Source organism: Stutzerimonas stutzeri KOS6 (genome assembly GCF_000307775.2).
In the GTDB taxonomy this organism is placed as follows: Bacteria; Pseudomonadota; Gammaproteobacteria; order Pseudomonadales; family Pseudomonadaceae; genus Stutzerimonas; species Stutzerimonas stutzeri_B.
Map to the genome: position 1 here is coordinate 1,293,954 of NZ_KK020676.1, position 16,490 is coordinate 1,310,443.

Below are 16,490 nucleotides of genomic sequence, written 5' to 3' on the forward strand. Positions count from 1 at the left end.
AGTAGACTCCCCCGCATGTCGTTGCAAGCCACTCGCAATCAGGAGCACACATGGCCAGACCCCGCCTGTTACCGGACAACTTCACGCTTGCCTTGCTTGGCGCGGTGGCCATTGCCACGCTGCTGCCGGCCCGCGGGCAGGGCGTGGTGGTGTTCGAATGGATCACCAATCTGGCCATCGGCCTGCTGTTCTTCATGCACGGCGCCAAGTTGTCGGGTAGTGCGATCCTCGCCGGCATGAGCCATTGGCGCCTGCACCTCCTGGTATTCAGCTGCACCTTCGTGCTGTTCCCGCTGCTCGGCCTGGCACTGCGTCCGTTGCTGACACCGATGATCGGCGCCGAACTGTACCTGGGCATGCTCTACCTCTGCGCCTTGCCAGCCACCGTGCAGTCGGCCATCGCCTTCACCTCCCTGGCGCGCGGCAACATCCCGGCGGCGGTATGCAGCGCGGCAGCCTCCAGCCTGATCGGCATCTTCCTCACGCCGCTGCTGGTGTTGCTGCTGATGGGCGCTCAGGGCGAAGGTGGATCGACGCTGGATGCCATCGGCAAGATCGTCGTGCAGTTGCTGCTGCCATTCATTGCCGGGCAGATCGCGCGACGCTGGATCGGCGACTGGGTGGCACGCAACAAGAGCTGGCTGAAGAACGTCGACCAGAGCTCGATCCTGCTGGTGGTCTACACCGCCTTCAGCCATGCGGTGGTCGAGGGGATCTGGCATGAAGTGCCGCTGCCGCAGTTGCTTGGCCTGGTGCTGGCCTGCTGCCTGCTGCTGGCGCTGGCGTTGCTGATCATCTGGCTGCTCGCGCGCTGGCTGGGCTTCGAGCTGGAAGATCGCATCACCATTCTGTTCGCCGGCTCGAAGAAGAGTCTGGCCACCGGTATTCCGATGGCGCAGGTGCTGTTCGCCGGTGGCGCGCTGGGCACCCTGATCCTGCCGCTGATGCTGTTTCACCAGATTCAACTGATGGTTTGTGCGGTCATCGCGCAGCGCTACGCGTCACGCCCGGAACTGGAGCCCGTGGTGAAGGCCAGCTGATTGTCGGCCAATACGCCGGCTATTCGTGACGTTAGAGCAAAGATGATTTGCCTGCTCCGCTCTGGGACGCTGTCTCTGCCGAGGTTAAGCTGCGCGCCATCGTGTTCGTGAGGTTTCCATGAAAAAGATTCTGCTACTCAACGGCGGCAAGGCATTCGCCCACTCGGCTGGCCAATACAACGCCACCTTGCACCAGGCCGCCATCGAAACGCTGCGGGCGGCCGGCTTCGAGGTCAGGACCACCGAGATCGACGCGGGCTACGATGCCCAGGAAGAAGTCGAGAAGATTCTCTGGGCCGACGCGCTGATCTATCAGATGCCCGGCTGGTGGATGGGTGCGCCCTGGACGGTGAAGAAGTACCTCGATGAGGTATTCACGGTCGGCCACGGCAGCCTCTATGCCAACGATGGCCGTACCCGTTCCGATGCCTCGCAGAAGTACGGCAGCGGTGGCCTCCTGCAGGGCAAGCGCTACATGATTTCCGCGACCTGGAACGCGCCGCAGCAGGCTTTCGACGACCCCAGCGACTTCTTCGCCGGCAAGGGCGTGGACGCGGTCTACCTGCCCTTCCACAAGGCCAACGAGTTTCTCGGCATGCAGGGCCTGCCGACCTTCCTCTGCGTCGACGTGATGAAGCGGCCGCAGATCGAGGCGGATGTCGAACGCTATCGCCGGCATCTGGGCGAGGTGTTCGGCTTCAGCGTCTGACCTTCGACAGGCAAAGAAAAACCCCTCGCGGCGTGGGCCGGGAGGGGTTTTTCGTTTCAGCGCGAGGCGATCATTCCACGGCCTTGACCATGTCCTCGACCACTTTCTTCGCGTCGCCGAAGACCATCATGGTCTTGTCCATGTAGAACAGCTCGTTGTCCAGGCCGGCATAGCCGCTGGCCATGGAGCGCTTGTTGACGATGACCGTCTTGGCCTTGTACGCCTCGAGGATCGGCATGCCGGCGATCGGCGACTTGGGGTCGTTCTTCGCCGCCGGGTTGACCACGTCGTTGGCGCCGAGCACCAGCACCACGTCGGCCTGGCCGAACTCGGAGTTGATGTCCTCCATCTCGAAGACCTGCTCGTAGGGCACCTCGGCTTCGGCCAGCAGCACGTTCATGTGCCCCGGCATGCGGCCGGCGACCGGGTGAATCGCGTACTTCACGGTGACGCCCATGTGCGTCAGCTTCTCGGCTAGTTCCATCAGCGCGTGCTGCGCGCGGGCCACGGCCAGACCGTAGCCGGGCACGATGATCACGGTGTCGGCGTTGGTCAGCAGGAAGGCGGCGTCGTCGGCCGAACCGGACTTCACGTTGCGTTCCAGCTGCGCGCCGGCCGGGCCGCCGGCATCCGCGTCGGCGCCGAAGCCGCCGAGGATCACGTTGAAGAACGAGCGGTTCATCGCCTTGCACATGATGTACGAGAGGATCGCGCCGCTCGAGCCGACCAGCGAGCCGGCGATGATCAGCATCGAGTTGTTCAGCGAGAAGCCGATACCGGCGGCCGCCCAGCCCGAGTAGCTGTTGAGCATGGACACCACAACCGGCATGTCGGCGCCGCCGATGGGGATGATGATCAGCACGCCGATGACGAAGGCCAGCGCCACCAGGATGGCGAAGGCGGTCAGGTTGCCGGTGAAGGTGTAGACCAGGCCCAGGCCGATGATCGCCAGGCCCACGGCCAGGTTGATCATGTGCTGGCCCTTGAACACCACCGGTGCGCCCTGGAACAGGCGGAACTTGTACTTGCCCGAGAGCTTGCCGAAGGCGATCACCGAACCGGAGAAGGTGATGGCGCCGATGGCCGCGCCGAGGAACAGCTCCAGGCGGTTGCCCGCCGGAATGGCGTAACCGATGTGTTCGACGATGCCCAGCGACTGCGGCTCGACCACCGCGGCGATGGCGATGAATACCGCGGCCAGGCCGATCATGCTGTGCATGAAGGCGACCAGCTCGGGCATCTTGGTCATCTCGACGCGCTTGGCCATGACGGTACCGACGCTGCCGCCGATCAGCAGGCCGACGATCACGTAGCCGATGCCGGCGGTGGCCAGCTCGCTGCCGAGCTTGAAGATCAGGCCGACCGTGGTGAGCACGGCCAGGCCCATGCCGATCATGCCGAACAGGTTGCCGCGGCGTGACGTGGTGGGGTGGGAAAGGCCCTTCAGTGCCTGGATGAAGCACACCGAGGCGACCAGATAGAGCAGGGTGATCAGGTTCATGCTCATGGCTTACTTGCCCTCCGCCTTGGCCGCGCTGCGGTCCTTCTTCTTGAACATTTCCAGCATGCGGCGGGTGACCAGGAAGCCCCCGAACACGTTGACCGCGGCCAGCGCCACGGCCAGGGTGCCCATGGCCTTGCCCAGCGGGGTAACGGTGAGCGCGGCGGCCAGCATGGCGCCGACGATGACGATCGCCGAGATCGCGTTGGTGACCGCCATCAGCGGCGTGTGCAGGGCCGGGGTGACGTTCCAGACCACGTGGTAACCGACGTAGATCGCCAGCACGAAGATGATCAGGTTGTAGATGCCGTCCGAAATCAGATCCATGTTCGCGTCTCCCTTAACCGTTGGTCCGCACGACCTGGCCGTCGCGGCACATCAGGCACGCGGCGACGATGTCGTCTTCGAGGTTGAGCTGGAACTGGCCGTCCTTGTCGATGACCAGCTTGAGGAAATCCAGCAGGTTGCGGGCGTACAGCGCAGAGGCGTCCGCCGGCACCAGCGTCGCCAGGTTGGCGTGGCCGACGATGGTCACACCGTGGCGCACCACCACCTGATCGATCTCGGTCAACGGGCAATTGCCGCCGTGGCCGGCGGCCAGGTCGACGATCACCGAGCCGGGCTTCATCTGCTCGACAGTGGCTTCGTGGAGCAGCGTCGGCGCCTTGCGGCCCGGGATCAGCGCGGTGGTGATGACGATGTCCGACTGCAGCGCACGCTGGTGCACCGCCTGCGCCTGACGCGCCATCCACGAGGCCGGCATCGGCCGCGCATAGCCGCCGACACCTTCGGCGCATTCGCGCTCCTCGTCGGTCTCCAGCGGCACGTCGACGAACTTGGCGCCGAGCGATTCGATCTGCTCCTTCACTGCCGGGCGCACGTCCGAAGCCTCGACCACTGCGCCCAGGCGCTTGGCCGTGGCGATGGCCTGCAGCCCGGCGACACCGGCACCGAGGATCAGTACGCGTGCGGCCTTCACCGTACCGGCGGCGGTCATCAGCATCGGCATGAAGCGCGGGTAGTGATGGGCACCGACCAGCACCGCCTTGTAGCCGGCGATGTTGGCCTGCGACGACAACACGTCCAGGTTCTGCGCACGGGACGTACGCGGCGCGGCTTCCAGGGCGAAGGCGGTGATGCCGCGTTCGGCCATGCGCGCGATACAGGCGTTGTCGAACGGGTTGAGCATGCCCAGCAGCACACTGCCGGACTGCATCTGCGCCAGTTCGCCATCGTCCGGCGCATTGACCTTCAGCACCAGCTCGGCGGCAAAGGCCGCGGCCGCATCGCCGATGGTTGCGCCGACCGCTTCATAGGCGCTGTCCGGCACGCTGGAAAGCAACCCGGCGCCGCTTTGCAGCGTCACCCGGTGCCCTTGGCCGATCAGCTTCTTGACGGTTTCCGGGGTCGCGGCGACGCGCGTCTCCCCGGAGTGGGTTTCGAGAGGAACACCGATGTGCATTGTTGTTGTTCTCCTGCGTGATCATGACCAGTGCTGCGGCGAGCCGCGCACCATGTGCTTTCACCCGTCCGCTGCTCTGGCGGACGGGGTTGGAATCGGTGAAGCAGGCCCGGCATCGACAAAAAACGATGGCCCGGCGCGGCATTCTGCAAGCCTTGGAAAAATCAAACAACTGTTTCAATCAAGCGATTGTATTTGACGCGCCAGTCGCATGATGACTGCCTGTTTTCCGGCCTTCGCTGCAGATTGCGCCCCGTTTGACACTGCCTGCGACAGCTTGTCCGCGCCGGGCGCACGACGCGTCCGCATCATGAATGACGCACCATTGACGCGGTATTCGTCAGCGGTGCCGGGCATATTCGACCTTGGTGCCGAATTCGGGAGGCTCCTGCTGGAAATAAGCCTGCGCGTTGAATGTCATCCAATCCTTGTAGTCCAACTAGCCTGGTTGGACCCGTCTGGAGTGTTTCGAACGCAGTGACATCGGGTCGCTGCGTATCGCCGGTGGAACTGCACGATGCCCGAACTCGATGTGACCGACATCTCCCCGCTGCTCGAACGGCCGGCCCAGCGGCGCCTGCCGTTCGCCTTTGCGCGGCGCCACGGCGTGATCCTGCTGGAGCGAGGTGGCGAGCTGCGCCTCGGCCTGCGCGAGGACGCCGCGCTGACCGCGGTTCAGGAGGCGCAGCGGGTGGTCGGCATGCGCCTGCCGATGCAGTGGCTGCCGCAGGCGGATTTCGATCAGGCGCTCGCTGCGGCCTACCAGCACGACTCTTCCGCGGCGATGCTTATGGTCGAGGGGCTGGGCAACGATCTTGATCTGGCCAGCCTGGCCGACCAGATCCAGGAAACCGAGGACCTGCTGGAGCAGGAGGACGATGCGCCGATCATCCGCCTGATCAACGCCATTCTCGGCGAGGCGATTGCCGAGAACGCCTCGGATATCCATATCGAAACCTTCGAGAAGCGCCTGGTGATTCGCTTCCGCGTCGACGGCATCCTCCGCGAAGTGGTGCAGCCCAAGCGCGAACTGGCGGCGCTGCTGGTGTCGCGGATCAAGGTCATGGCCAAGCTGGACATCGCCGAGAAGCGCATCCCGCAGGACGGGCGCATCTCGCTGCGGGTCGGCGGTCGGGAGGTCGATATCCGCGTCTCCACGCTGCCCTCGGCCAACGGCGAGCGGGTCGTGTTGCGCCTGCTCGACAAGCAGGCCGGGCGCCTGACCCTGCGCCATCTGGGCATGAACGAGCAGGACCGTGACCACCTGGAGCAGGCGGTCAGGAAGCCGCACGGCATCATCCTGGTCACCGGCCCCACCGGTTCGGGCAAGACCACCACCCTGTACGCCGCGCTGACCACCCTCAACGACCGCACGCGCAACATCCTCACCGTCGAGGACCCCATCGAGTACCACCTCGAGGGCATCGGCCAGACCCAGGTCAACACCAAGGTCGACATGACATTCGCCCGTGGCCTGCGCGCCATCCTGCGCCAGGACCCGGACGTGGTGATGGTCGGCGAGATCCGCGACCAGGAAACCGCCGACATGGCGGTGCAGGCCTCGCTGACCGGCCATCTGGTGCTCTCCACGCTGCACACCAACAGCGCCATCGGCGCCGTCACGCGGCTGGTGGACATGGGCGTCGAGCCGTTCCTGATCTCCTCGTCGCTGCTCGGCGTGCTGGCCCAGCGCCTCGTGCGGGTGCTGTGTAATGACTGCAAGCGCGCCTACGTCGCCGATGCCGCCGAGTGCGAATTGCTCGGCGTCAGCCCGGCCGACGCGCCGCCGCTGTACCACGCCGAGGGCTGTGAGCAGTGTCGCGGCCTCGGTTACCGCGGGCGTACCGGCATCTACGAGCTGGTGCTGTTCGACGACGTCCTGCGCAGCATGGTGCATACCCGTGCCAGCGAGCAGGCGATGCTGCGCCACGCCCGCGAGCTGGGCCCGAGCATCCGCGAAGACGGCCTGCGCAAGGTGCGCGAGGGCGTGACCACCATCGAGGAAGTGCTGCGGGTGACGCGTGAGGAGTGAGGGATGAGGTTGTTTCCGGCTCTGGGTAGGTATCTGCAGCCTGGTCGGCGCTGCACGGTGAGGCCGTTCGCGGCCAAGGCCGTTGCCACGGGTGTGCGCTGCCTGTGTGGGAGCGGTCTCGACCGCGGATCGCCCGTGTTGGAGATCGCCTGATGGCTGCCTTCGAATACCTTGCCCTCGACCCGCGAGGGCGCGAGCAGAAAGGCCTGATCGAGGCCGACAGCCCGCGCCAGGCGCGTCAGTTGCTGCGCGAAAAGCAGTGGGCGCCGCTGGAAGTGAAGCAGGCCAAGTCCAGGGAAGATGTCAGCCGTGGCGGCCTGAGTTTCGGCCGCGGCCTGTCGGCGCGCGATCTGGCATTGGTCACCCGGCAGCTGGCGACGCTGGTGCAGGCCGCGCTGCCCATCGAGGAAGCCCTGCGCGCGGCGGCGGCGCAATCCACCTCGGCGAAGATCAAGTCGATGCTGCTGGCCGTGCGTGCGCGGGTGATGGAGGGCCACAGCCTGGCCGCGGCGCTGCGCGAATATCCGTCGGCGTTTCCCGAGCTCTATCGCGCCACCGTGGCAGCCGGCGAGCACGCCGGTCACCTGGGGCTGGTGCTCGACCAGCTTGCCGACTACACCGACCAGCGCCAGCAGTCGCGGCAGAAGATCCAGCTGGCGCTGCTCTACCCGCTGATCCTGATGATCGCCTCGCTGGCCATCGTCGTGCTGCTGCTCGGCTACGTGGTGCCGGACGTGGTCAAGGTCTTCGTCAATACCGGCCAGGAGTTGCCCGCGTTGACCCGCGGCTTGATCGCTACTAGCGACGTGGTGAAGAACTGGGGCTGGCTGATCGTGCTCGGCCTCGTCGGCGCGGTGCTGGCCATGCGTGCGGCCCTGCGCGACCCGGCGCTGCGCCTGCGCTGGCATGCGTTCATTCTGCGGATACCGCTGATCGGTCGACTGACCCGGGCGACCAACACCGCGCGCTTCGCCTCGACCCTGGCGATCCTCACCAAGAGCGGCGTGCCGCTGGTGGAGGCGCTGTCCATCGCCGCCGCGGTGATCGCCAATCTGCGCATCCGCGAGCGGGTGGTCGAGGCGGCGCAGAAGGTGCGCGAAGGCAGCAGCCTGACCCGCGCGCTGGAGGCCACCGGCGAGTTCCCGCCGATGATGCTGCACATGATCGCCAGCGGCGAGAAATCCGGTGAACTGGATCAGATGCTGGCACGTACCGCGCGCAACCAGGAGAACGACCTCGCCGCTCAGGTGTCTCTGCTGGTCGGCCTGTTCGAACCGTTCATGCTGGTGTTCATGGGGGCGGTGGTGCTGGTCATCGTGCTGGCGATCCTGATGCCGATCCTCTCTCTCAACCAACTGGTGGGGTAACGACAATGAAGTTGCAACGACGCACGCAAGGGGGCTTCACCCTCATCGAAATCATGGTGGTGGTGGTCATCCTCGGCATCCTCGCCGCGCTGGTGGTGCCGCAGGTGATGAGCCGCCCGGATCAGGCCAAGGTCACCGTGGCCAAGGGCGACATCAAGGCCGTCGCCGCCGCGCTGGACATGTACAAGCTGGACAACTTCGCCTACCCGAGCACCCAGCAGGGTCTGGATGCGCTGGTGCAGAAGCCCTCGGGCAATCCGCAACCGAAGAACTGGAACCGCGACGGCTATCTCAAGCGCTTGCCGAAGGACCCCTGGGGCAACGATTACCAGTACCTGTCGCCAGGCACCCAGGGCCAGTTCGACCTGTACTCCTTCGGCGCCGACGGCAAGCCGGGCGGCAGCGACCTCAACGCCGACATCGGTAACTGGGACCTGTAATCGATGCAGCAGCGCGCCCGCGCCTTCACGCTGATCGAGCTGCTGGTGGTGATCGTCCTGCTGGGCATTCTGGTCAGCGTGGCGGTGCTCAGCGTCGGCGGTTCGAGCACCTCGCGCGAGCTGCGTGACGAGGCGCGGCGGCTGGCGGCGCTGATCGGCGTGCTCAGCGACGAGGCGGTGCTCGACAGTCGCGAATACGGCCTGCTGGTCAACAGCGAGGGCTATCGCGTACTGCGCTACGACGAGGCGGCCACGCGCTGGCGGGAAGTCGAGCGACGCAAGACGCACAAGGTGCCGGAGTGGATGCGCCTGGATCTGGAACTGGATGGCACGCCGCTGGAGCTGCTGGCCCCGACCCAGCGCGAGGATGACCGGGCCGGGCTGTCCCGAGACAGCGAGCGAGCCGCACGCCGCGCGCCGCGGCAGGAGCCGCAGTTGCTGATTCTCTCCAGTGGCGAGCTGTCGCCGTTCAGCCTGCGCCTGTCCGAACGCAAGCCGGGTGGCGGAGCCTGGCTGATTGCCAGCGACGGCTTCCGCCTGCCTGAGGCCGAATCCCTTGGAGACAGGCGATGAGCAGGCACCTGGCCAGGGTTGGCCGCGGTTTTACCCTGCTGGAAGTGCTGGTGGCACTGGCGATCTTCGCCAGCGTCTCGGCCGTGGTGCTCACCGCTGCCGGCCGCAGCCTGAGCAATGCCGGGCGCCTGGAGGAACTGACCCTGGCGAGCTGGATCGCCGACAACCGCATCAGCGAACTGCAGTTGCAGCAGACTCCGCCTGCCATTGGCCGCGAAACCCAGGCGCTGGAGTACGGTGGCCGTCAGTGGCAGACCCTCAGCGAAATCGAGGCCAGCGCCGACCCCGGCCTGCTGCGGGTGACCGTCTGGGTTGCGCTGCAGACGTCGCGTGGCCGCAGCGACCCGCTAGCCGAGCACGCGGTCACCAGCCTCAGCGGCTTCATCGGTGTCGGCCCGGGAGCCGCACGCCAATGAACGCTCGCGCTCGTGCCAGCGCCGGTTTCACCCTGCTCGAACTGCTGATTGCCATCGCCCTGTTCGCACTGCTCGGCCTCGGTACCTACCGCATGCTCGAAGCGGTGCTGCAAAGCGATGAGGCAGTGCGCGCGCAGGAGCTGCAGTTGCGCGAGCTGAGCCGCGCGGTGTGGGCCTTCGAACGCGACCTGCAGCAGGTGATCGGGCGACCGATCCGCGATGGCTTTGGTGACGAGCGCAACGCCTTCATCGGCCAGCTCGGCGGCGAGGACGGCGCGCCGGCGCTGGAACTGACCCGCGCCGGCTGGCGCAACCCCACCGGGCTGCGTCGCGCCAACCTGCAGCGGGTACGCTGGCGCCTGGCCGGGCAGAACCTGGAACGGGTCTACTGGGTGGTGCTGGACCGCGACCTCGACAGCGAGCCGCGTGTGCAGCGGGTACTGGAAAACGTGCAGGGCCTGCAGTTGCGCTATCTGGACGAGGAGGCGGTGTGGCACGAGGAGTGGCCGCCGTTCGATTTCGGCCGCGGTAGCCCGGCGAATGCGGCCGAGCGCCTGCCGATCGCCCTGGAGCTGAATATCGAGCACGCCCGCTACGGCCGTATCACTCGCCTGCTGCGCCTGCCCGATGCCGCCGAGCAGGCGACGCAGCAGGCGCTGCCGGGCGCCGAGGGCGTGCCCGAGCCGTTCGAAGGGGAGCTGCCGCAATGAAGCACCAGCGCGGCGTGGCGCTGATCACCGTACTGCTGGTAGTGGCCATCGTCACCGTGGTCAGCGCGGCGATGGTGGCGCGCCAGCAGCTCAGCATCCGTGCCAGCAGCAACCAGCTGCAGGCGCGTCAGGCCTGGCACTACGCCCTGGGCGGCGAGGCGCTGGCCCAGGCCATGCTCGCTCGCGATCTGCAGGGCGGCGAGCCCGGTGCCGCCGCGATCGACCATCTCCTCGAGCCCTGGGCGCAGCCGCTACCGGCTTTCGAGATCGAGCAGGGCGAGATCCGGGTGCGCATCGAGGATCTCGCCGGGCGTTTCAACCTCAACGACCTGCTGCGTGACCAGCAGCCCAACCCCGCTGCCGTCGCGCAGTTTCGCCGTCTGCTGCTGCGCCTGCAGATCAGCGCGCCCTATGCCGAGCGCCTGCTCGATTGGCTCGATCCCGACCAGCAGCCGAGCGGCGAGCTGGGCGCCGAGGACAACGCCTACCTCGGCCTCGACGCGCCCTATCGCAGTGCCGGACGCCGGCTCTACGACCTGTCCGAGCTGCGCCTGCTGCTGGATATGCGCGAGGAGGATTTCCAGCGCCTGGCGCCCTATGTCGTCGCGCTGCCGCCGAACGTGCCGCTGAACGTCAACACCGCGAGCCCGATGGTGCTTTCCAGCCTCAGCGACAACCTCAACCTCGGCGCGGCCGAGTCGCTGGTCGAGCTGCGCCGCGCGGCGCCGTTTCGCAACAGCGCGGCGTTTCTCGCGCAGCCGGCGCTGGCCGGAACCACGTTGCAGGGCACTGCGCTGGCGGTTGGCAGTCAATTCTTCCAGGCCACCAGCGAAGTGCGCCTAGGCGACCGCCGGCTGGCGCTGGTCAGCCTGTTGCAACGTGAGCAGGACGGCAGCGTCCGCGTGTTCGCGCGAAATCTCGGTCAGCCTGCCCGGCAGACCCTCCCATCCGACGGAGAACGCTAGACCATGGATTGCCTGTTTCTGCCCGCCGAATGCCCGGCCCGACTCGACGCCGAGACCCGCGTCTACTGGCTGCCAAAAGACGAACCCGGCCGCTGGCAGCCACTGGGCGAATGCGCCGCAGGCAACGCTGCGATCAGCCTGATCCTGCCGGCGGAAGTCTGCAGCTTTTTCGCCGTCACCCTGCCGACGCGCAAGGCGCGCTGGATGCAGCAGGCGCTGGCCTACGCCGCCGAGGAGCTGCTGGCGGAGAACGTCGACGATCTGCATCTGGCCCTCGGCGAAGCACTGCCGGACGGCCGCCAGAGGGTCGTGGCGATCCGCCGCCAGCTGCTGGATGACTGGCTTGGCCAGTTGCGCGAGCTGGGCCTGCTGATCGTGGCGATTCATGTCGACGCCGATCTGCTGCCGCGGGAGGGCACGCAGCTGTTGTTCATCGGTGAGCGTGGCCTGCTCGGCGGCAGTGGCGAAACGCGGCTGGCCTTCGCCACCCAAGATTGGCCGCAGCTGTCCGGCCTCTGCCCGGCGCCCTGGCAGGCCCAGGGCAGCGCCGCCGAGCCGCCGCAGGCACTGGACGACTATCGGCAACTGGATGATCCCTACGGATTTCTCGCCAGCCAGCGCGCGGCGGCAGTCAATCTCGCCCAGGGCGACTTCGCCGTGGAGGTCGGCAATACCGGGCTCGGTTACTGGAAGCCGCTGTTCGCCGTGGCCGGGCTGGTTCTGCTGTTGCAGCTGGGCTTCAACCTGGGCCAGGCCTGGTACTTCCAGCGTCAGGGCGATGCCTATGCCGAGGCCAGCCTGGCGCTGTACCGCGAGCTGTTTCCCGAGGACATCCGCATCGTCAACCTGCGCGCGCAGTTCGACGATCATCTGGCCCGTGGCAGCGGCGGCCAGGCCGGCTTCCTGCGCCTGCTCGACCATGCGGCTGCAGCGCTGGAGGACGGCATTCCGGTGACCGTCGGCCAGCTCGACTACAACCTGGACCGGGGCGACCTGGCCTTGCAAGTGCAGGCCATGGACTTCGCCACGCTGGAAACCCTGCGTCGGCGCCTGGATGACACCGGCCAGAGCGTACAGCTGGGCTCGGCCAGCCGCGAAGGCGACGGTGTCAGTGCCCGCGTGGTCATCGGAGGCTGATGATGAATCTCAAGCAGCAACTGGCCGTGCGCCTCGCCGACTCACCGCTGTGGCAGCGCTGGCAACGTCTGGCGCCCCGCGAACGGACCTCGCTGAGCCTGCTCGGCGCCTTTCTGCTCGCCGTGCTGTTCTATCTCTGGCTCTGGCTCTGGCTGCCGGCGCAGCGCCAGGCCGCCGAGGCGAGTGCCTATTACCAGCAGCAGCGCGAGCTGCATGCCTACATGGCGCAGAACACCGAGCTGGCGCGACAGCTGCAGCGCAGCAATCAGGTCGAATTGGCGCCGGAACAGCTGCAGGGGGTGATCACCGAAAGTGCGCAGCAGGGCAACCTGTTGATCGAGAGCTTCGACAACGGCAGCGACGGCAGCCTGCAAGTCAGTCTGCCCGGTGCCTCCTACGCGCTGCTGTTGCGCTGGTTCGGCACGCTGCAAGGGCAGGGCGTGAGTGTCGCCGACGTCAGCCTGGAGCGTGCCGGCGAGGGGCTGGTGAACGCTCGGGTGAGCTTTCGTGCAGGGAGCTGATGACTGCGGACCAGGGTTCGCCGCATGGCATCGTGGCAGTGCAGCTCCCGCGGCGCGGCGCCATCATTGCGGCGGGTTGAACTGCATTGCCAGGCCGCGCAGCGCAGCCTCGGCGGCGAACACCCTGGTCACCGCCTCGTTGGCCTTCTCATGGGTGATGCCCAAGCGGTCTAGCAGCTGCTGCGGCACCTCGACGTCCGGCCCGCTGCCGATACCGCGATTGCGCAGCATGCGTACCGCCAGGCAGACCAGGTTCGGATAAGTCGCATCCTCGCCGGTATAGTCCGGATCGTTCTGGAAGCGCAGGGCGGCCGCCAGTTCCTCCGGCATGCCCCACAGGCGCATCAGCCAGGCACCGATCTGCTCGCGGGTGATGCCCAGCAGGTGCTGCTCGACATGGCTGTGCGACAGGTGCGGGTTGGCTTCCAGGTGTCGGCAGATCAGCGAGAAATGCGGTGGGAAGACGTGGGCCAGCACCAGATAACCGAAGCTGTGCAGCAGCCCTGCAAGGTAGCTCAGGCCCGGCTCGGGACGTTGCTCGCGGGGGATGGCGCGGGTCAGGCCCTCGATCACCGCAGCGGTGTAGATCGCCTGTTGCCAATAGGGCGTGGCGTCCTGCGGCTTGTCCTTGGGCAGGCTCAGCGTCTTGCCCAGGGCGAGGCCCAGGGCGAGGTTGATTACCAGGTCGAAGCCCAGCACGCGGACAATGGCGTCTTCCACCGAGCGGATACGCCCGGGCGCGGCGTAGTAGGGCGAGGCCGCCCAGCTGATCACCTGCGCGGCAAGGGCCGGGTCGGTTTCCACCACGCCGGTGATATCGTCGACGCTGGCATCGGGATTGACTCGCAGCTTGATGATCTTCTGCGCGGTGTGCGAAAGCGGCGGAATCTCGATGGTTTCTTCCAGGCGTTTCTGGATGCGTCGGGCAGTGAAGCTTTGCACCGCCAGGCTGATTTCCTCGCGGTCGTCGTCCGGACGATCCAGGTTCGGCCGGATGGCGCTCAGTGGCATGGCAAAGTTGCCGGCGCTGGCCTTGTTCAGCATGCGCTTGAAGTCGCCGCTGGCAACCTCCACCAGCAACCCGGGCTGGCCGGATTCCACCAGCAGCCTTGGCTGTTGCAGCAGGCGCTCTTCGTACAGGCAGGGCGAGCTGGTCAGCGGCGGCAGGCCCGGCAGGACGCTCAGTTCGTGCTTGCCGAGCATGCGCGCCAGACGCTCCGGTTTGACCGCAGCCAGGTCGCGTCCCGTGAGTTCGGTGAGGCGCGCCAGGTCGAGCATGTGATTCTGCGGAAAGAGCACCAGCATCGCGCCGATGACGTCATCCAGCAGTACCGCCTGTACGCGTTGCTCGGCGGGAAAGTGGGGACGGTCGCGCTGGATCCGGTAACTCACCCCAAGGTCTTTCAGGAGCTTGGTGATCAGCAGGGGCAGTTCGGCGCAGCTTTCGGTGTCGACAGCAGAATTCATGGGCGGGCCTGTTATGGTTATCTGCCGCAGTATAGCGAAGCCGTCACGCCCGTATGTTACAGCGACGAGCGGTTGTCATACCTGACCGTATTCCTGGCCATGACGCAGCCAGCGCTCCAGCAGCGGACTGACGTGCTGCGGCCAGCGCGCCAGCAGCTCCTGCGCGGCATCACGCACCGCCGGCAGCAGCTCGGCATCGCGCATCAGGTCGGCCACCTTGAACTGCAGCAGGCCGGTCTGGCGGGTGCCGAGCATCTCGCCGGGGCCGCGCAGCTCCAGGTCCTTTTCGGCGATCAGGAAGCCGTCACAGGTTTCGCGCATGATCGCCAGTCGCTCGCGGCCCAGTTGCGACAGCGGTGGATGGTAGAGCAGCACGCAATGGCTGGCCGCGCTGCCGCGGCCGACCCGCCCGCGCAGCTGGTGCAGCTGGGCCAGCCCCAGTCGTTCCGGGTTCTCGATGATCATCAGGCTGGCGTTGGGCACGTCGACACCGACCTCGATCACCGTGGTGGCGACCAGCAGTTGCAGCTCGCCGCGCTTGAACTGTTCCATCACCGCAGCTTTCTCGGCCGGCTTCATGCGCCCGTGGATCAGCCCGACGCGCAGCCCGACGAGGGCGGCCGAAAGGTCCTCGTAGGTGGTTTCCGCGGCCTGGCAGGTGAGCTCCTCGGATTCCTCGATCAGCGTACACACCCAGTACGCCTGGCGACCTTCGTTGCAGGCGATGCGTACCCGCTCGATCACTTCCAGGCGGCGGCTGTCGGCGATCACCAGGGTGTTCACCGGGGTGCGGCCCGGCGGCAGTTCGTCGAGGATCGAGGTGTCGAGATCGGCATAGGCGCTCATCGCCAGGGTGCGCGGGATCGGCGTGGCGGTCATGATCAACTGGTGCGGGCAGAGCCGTCCGTCGATGCCCTTCTGGCGCAGGGCCAGGCGCTGTTGCACGCCGAAGCGGTGCTGCTCGTCGATGATCACCAGCGCCAGGCGCTGGAATACCACTTCGTCCTGGAACAGCGCGTGGGTGCCGACCACCATCGGACAGCCGCCGGCGATCTGTGCCAGCGCGCTGGCGCGAGCCTTGCCCTTGAGCTTGCCGGCCAGCCAGGCGACCTCGATGCCGAGCGGCTCCAGCCACTTGCCGAAGTTGAGAAAGTGCTGCTCGGCAAGAATCTCGGTCGGTGCCATCAGCGCCACCTGATAGCCCGCCTCGAGCGCCTGCAGCGCGGCAAGGGCGGCGACCACCGTCTTGCCGGCGCCGACGTCGCCCTGCACCAGACGCAGCATCGGCTCGTCCTGGGCCAGGTCGTAGGCGATCTCGGCGCCGACGCGCAGCTGCGCGCCGGTGGGGCTGAAGCCGAGGTTGGAGAGAAAGCGCTGCGGCAACCGTTGCGCTGGCGGCAGCGCCGGCGCCTGCTGGGCGCGGACTCGCTCGCGCAGGCGTTGCAGCGACAGCTGGTGGGTCAGCAGCTCCTCGAAGGCCAGGCGGTGTTGCGCCCAGTGGCGGCCTTCGGCGAGCTCCTCCAGGTTGGCATCGGCCGGAGGCCGGTGCAGGTAGCGCAATGCCTGGTCCAGCGGCCCGAGCCGATAGTCGCGGGCCAGCTCCGGCGGTAGCCAGTCGGGCAGGCTATGCGGGCCGAGCCGGCTCAGTGCCTGTTCGCTGAGGTTGCGCAGGCGCTGCTGGGTCAGGCCCTCGGTGGTCGGGTAGATCGGAGTCAGGGTCTGCTCGACGGGGGCCGGCTCGCCGGTCAGCGCGCGGTATTCGGGATGGTAGATCTCCAGCCCTGAGGCGCCGGGACGGGCTTCGCCGTAGCAGCGCAGCTGGGTGCCGCGCTTCATGGCCTCCTTCTGCGCCTGGCTGAAATGATAGAAGCGCAGGCTGAGGGTGCCGCTGCCGTCCTGCAGGCGCACCAGCAGGCTGCGCCGGCGGCCCATGACGATATCGGCGCCGGAAACCACGCCTTCGACCACCGCGTCCTGGCCCGGGCGCAGCGCGCCGATGGGCACTACGCGGGTGCGGTCCTGGTAGCGCAGCGGCAGGTGGAACAACACGTCCTGCAGGGTTTCCAGGCCGACCCTGGCGAGCTTTTCGGCCAGCGCGGCGCCGACGCCCTTGAGTGCGGTGACCGGAGTGGCCGCCAGTTCGCTCATGG

At 66.9% G+C, this 16,490-nt stretch carries 16 protein-coding genes; 11 read left to right on the top strand and 5 right to left on the bottom strand.

Going from position 1 to position 16,490, the window contains the following annotated elements; translation table 11 throughout:
- Positions 1 to 50 precede the first annotated feature (50 nt).
- The gene (locus B597_RS34045) at positions 51 to 1,040 is read left to right on the top strand and encodes a bile acid:sodium symporter family protein (protein WP_003291694.1); all 990 of its coding nucleotides are present in this window, start codon (positions 51 to 53) and stop codon (positions 1,038 to 1,040) included.
- 118 nt (positions 1,041 to 1,158) lie between these two features.
- Positions 1,159 to 1,749, top strand: coding sequence for an NADPH:quinone oxidoreductase MdaB (locus B597_RS34050; RefSeq protein ID WP_003291696.1), 591 nt, complete (start codon positions 1,159 to 1,161; stop codon positions 1,747 to 1,749).
- A gap of 70 nt (positions 1,750 to 1,819) precedes the next feature.
- Here the strand turns inward: B597_RS34050 and B597_RS34055 are convergent, their stop codons facing one another.
- The 3 genes from B597_RS34055 to B597_RS34065 are packed head-to-tail and all read right to left on the bottom strand — an operon-like array spanning position 1,820 to position 4,712.
- Positions 1,820 to 3,256 (bottom strand): NAD(P)(+) transhydrogenase (Re/Si-specific) subunit beta, encoded by a 1,437-nt coding sequence (locus B597_RS34055; protein ID WP_003291697.1) that lies wholly within the window; start codon positions 3,254 to 3,256, stop codon positions 1,820 to 1,822.
- A gap of 3 nt (positions 3,257 to 3,259) precedes the next feature.
- A complete protein-coding gene (locus B597_RS34060; protein ID WP_003284152.1) occupies positions 3,260 to 3,577 on the bottom strand; it encodes an NAD(P) transhydrogenase subunit alpha part 2 in 318 nt (105 codons plus the stop codon).
- Positions 3,578 to 3,590: 13 nt separating this feature from the next.
- The gene (locus B597_RS34065; RefSeq protein WP_003291698.1) at positions 3,591 to 4,712 is read right to left on the bottom strand and encodes a Re/Si-specific NAD(P)(+) transhydrogenase subunit alpha; all 1,122 of its coding nucleotides are present in this window, start codon (positions 4,710 to 4,712) and stop codon (positions 3,591 to 3,593) included.
- Between the two features lie 517 nt (positions 4,713 to 5,229).
- Between B597_RS34065 and gspE the strand changes: the two genes are divergently transcribed.
- From gspE to B597_RS34115, 9 genes are all read left to right on the top strand, one after another.
- Entirely contained in the window at positions 5,230 to 6,744 is a 1,515-nt protein-coding gene (gspE, locus tag B597_RS34075) for a type II secretion system ATPase GspE (protein ID WP_003291699.1), read from the top strand.
- 152 nt (positions 6,745 to 6,896) lie between these two features.
- A complete protein-coding gene (xcpS, locus tag B597_RS34080) occupies positions 6,897 to 8,111 on the top strand; it encodes a GspF family T2SS innner membrane protein variant XcpS (protein WP_003291700.1) in 1,215 nt (404 codons plus the stop codon).
- A 5-nt stretch (positions 8,112 to 8,116) separates the two neighbouring features.
- Positions 8,117 to 8,551 carry a type II secretion system major pseudopilin GspG gene (gene gspG / locus B597_RS34085; RefSeq protein ID WP_003291701.1) on the top strand — a complete coding sequence of 145 codons (435 nt, stop codon included), beginning with the start codon at positions 8,117 to 8,119 and terminating at the stop codon, positions 8,549 to 8,551.
- Positions 8,552 to 8,554: 3 nt separating this feature from the next.
- Entirely contained in the window at positions 8,555 to 9,124 is a 570-nt protein-coding gene (gene gspH / locus B597_RS34090; protein WP_024161967.1) for a type II secretion system minor pseudopilin GspH, read from the top strand.
- Entirely contained in the window at positions 9,121 to 9,540 is a 420-nt protein-coding gene (gspI, locus tag B597_RS34095; RefSeq protein WP_003291702.1) for a type II secretion system minor pseudopilin GspI, read from the top strand. Before gspH ends, gspI begins: the two co-directional genes overlap by 4 nt.
- Positions 9,537 to 10,250 carry a type II secretion system minor pseudopilin GspJ gene (gspJ, locus tag B597_RS34100; RefSeq protein WP_003291704.1) on the top strand — a complete coding sequence of 238 codons (714 nt, stop codon included), beginning with the start codon at positions 9,537 to 9,539 and terminating at the stop codon, positions 10,248 to 10,250. Before gspI ends, gspJ begins: the two co-directional genes overlap by 4 nt.
- Positions 10,247 to 11,215, top strand: a complete 969-nt coding sequence (gspK, locus tag B597_RS34105) for a type II secretion system minor pseudopilin GspK (RefSeq protein WP_003291705.1) — start codon at positions 10,247 to 10,249, stop codon at positions 11,213 to 11,215. Before gspJ ends, gspK begins: the two co-directional genes overlap by 4 nt.
- A 3-nt stretch (positions 11,216 to 11,218) precedes the next feature.
- Positions 11,219 to 12,352: a type II secretion system protein GspL gene (gene gspL / locus B597_RS34110; protein ID WP_003291706.1), complete on the top strand. Its 1,134-nt coding sequence runs from the start codon at positions 11,219 to 11,221 to the stop codon at positions 12,350 to 12,352.
- A complete protein-coding gene (locus tag B597_RS34115; RefSeq protein WP_003291707.1) occupies positions 12,352 to 12,873 on the top strand; it encodes a type II secretion system protein M in 522 nt (173 codons plus the stop codon). The genes gspL and B597_RS34115 overlap by 1 nt, the downstream gene beginning before the upstream one ends.
- Before the next feature lie 63 nt (positions 12,874 to 12,936).
- On the opposite strand, the gene B597_RS34120 is transcribed toward B597_RS34115, so the two are convergent.
- The gene (locus B597_RS34120) at positions 12,937 to 14,340 is read right to left on the bottom strand and encodes an aminoacyl-tRNA deacylase and HDOD domain-containing protein (protein WP_003291708.1); all 1,404 of its coding nucleotides are present in this window, start codon (positions 14,338 to 14,340) and stop codon (positions 12,937 to 12,939) included.
- Between the two features lie 75 nt (positions 14,341 to 14,415).
- Positions 14,416 to 16,488 carry an ATP-dependent DNA helicase RecG gene (gene recG, locus B597_RS34125; protein ID WP_003291709.1) on the bottom strand — a complete coding sequence of 691 codons (2,073 nt, stop codon included), beginning with the start codon at positions 16,486 to 16,488 and terminating at the stop codon, positions 14,416 to 14,418.
- Positions 16,489 to 16,490 lie beyond the last annotated feature (2 nt).

Excerpts from the sequence above, each read along its gene's own strand:
- B597_RS34045 (WP_003291694.1), top strand. The coding sequence starts at position 51 with ATGGCCAGACCCCGCCTGTTACCGGACAACTTCACGCTTGCCTTGCTT.
- B597_RS34050 (WP_003291696.1), top strand. The coding sequence starts at position 1,159 with ATGAAAAAGATTCTGCTACTCAACGGCGGCAAGGCATTCGCCCACTCG.
- B597_RS34055 (WP_003291697.1), bottom strand. The coding sequence starts at position 3,256 with ATGAGCATGAACCTGATCACCCTGCTCTATCTGGTCGCCTCGGTGTGC.
- B597_RS34060 (WP_003284152.1), bottom strand. The coding sequence starts at position 3,577 with ATGGATCTGATTTCGGACGGCATCTACAACCTGATCATCTTCGTGCTG.
- B597_RS34065 (WP_003291698.1), bottom strand. The coding sequence starts at position 4,712 with ATGCACATCGGTGTTCCTCTCGAAACCCACTCCGGGGAGACGCGCGTC.
- gspE (WP_003291699.1), top strand. The coding sequence starts at position 5,230 with ATGCCCGAACTCGATGTGACCGACATCTCCCCGCTGCTCGAACGGCCG.
- xcpS (WP_003291700.1), top strand. The coding sequence starts at position 6,897 with ATGGCTGCCTTCGAATACCTTGCCCTCGACCCGCGAGGGCGCGAGCAG.
- gspG (WP_003291701.1), top strand. The coding sequence starts at position 8,117 with ATGAAGTTGCAACGACGCACGCAAGGGGGCTTCACCCTCATCGAAATC.
- gspH (WP_024161967.1), top strand. The coding sequence starts at position 8,555 with ATGCAGCAGCGCGCCCGCGCCTTCACGCTGATCGAGCTGCTGGTGGTG.
- gspI (WP_003291702.1), top strand. The coding sequence starts at position 9,121 with ATGAGCAGGCACCTGGCCAGGGTTGGCCGCGGTTTTACCCTGCTGGAA.
- gspJ (WP_003291704.1), top strand. The coding sequence starts at position 9,537 with ATGAACGCTCGCGCTCGTGCCAGCGCCGGTTTCACCCTGCTCGAACTG.
- gspK (WP_003291705.1), top strand. The coding sequence starts at position 10,247 with ATGAAGCACCAGCGCGGCGTGGCGCTGATCACCGTACTGCTGGTAGTG.
- gspL (WP_003291706.1), top strand. The coding sequence starts at position 11,219 with ATGGATTGCCTGTTTCTGCCCGCCGAATGCCCGGCCCGACTCGACGCC.
- B597_RS34115 (WP_003291707.1), top strand. The coding sequence starts at position 12,352 with ATGATGAATCTCAAGCAGCAACTGGCCGTGCGCCTCGCCGACTCACCG.
- B597_RS34120 (WP_003291708.1), bottom strand. The coding sequence starts at position 14,340 with ATGAATTCTGCTGTCGACACCGAAAGCTGCGCCGAACTGCCCCTGCTG.
- recG (WP_003291709.1), bottom strand. The coding sequence starts at position 16,488 with ATGAGCGAACTGGCGGCCACTCCGGTCACCGCACTCAAGGGCGTCGGC.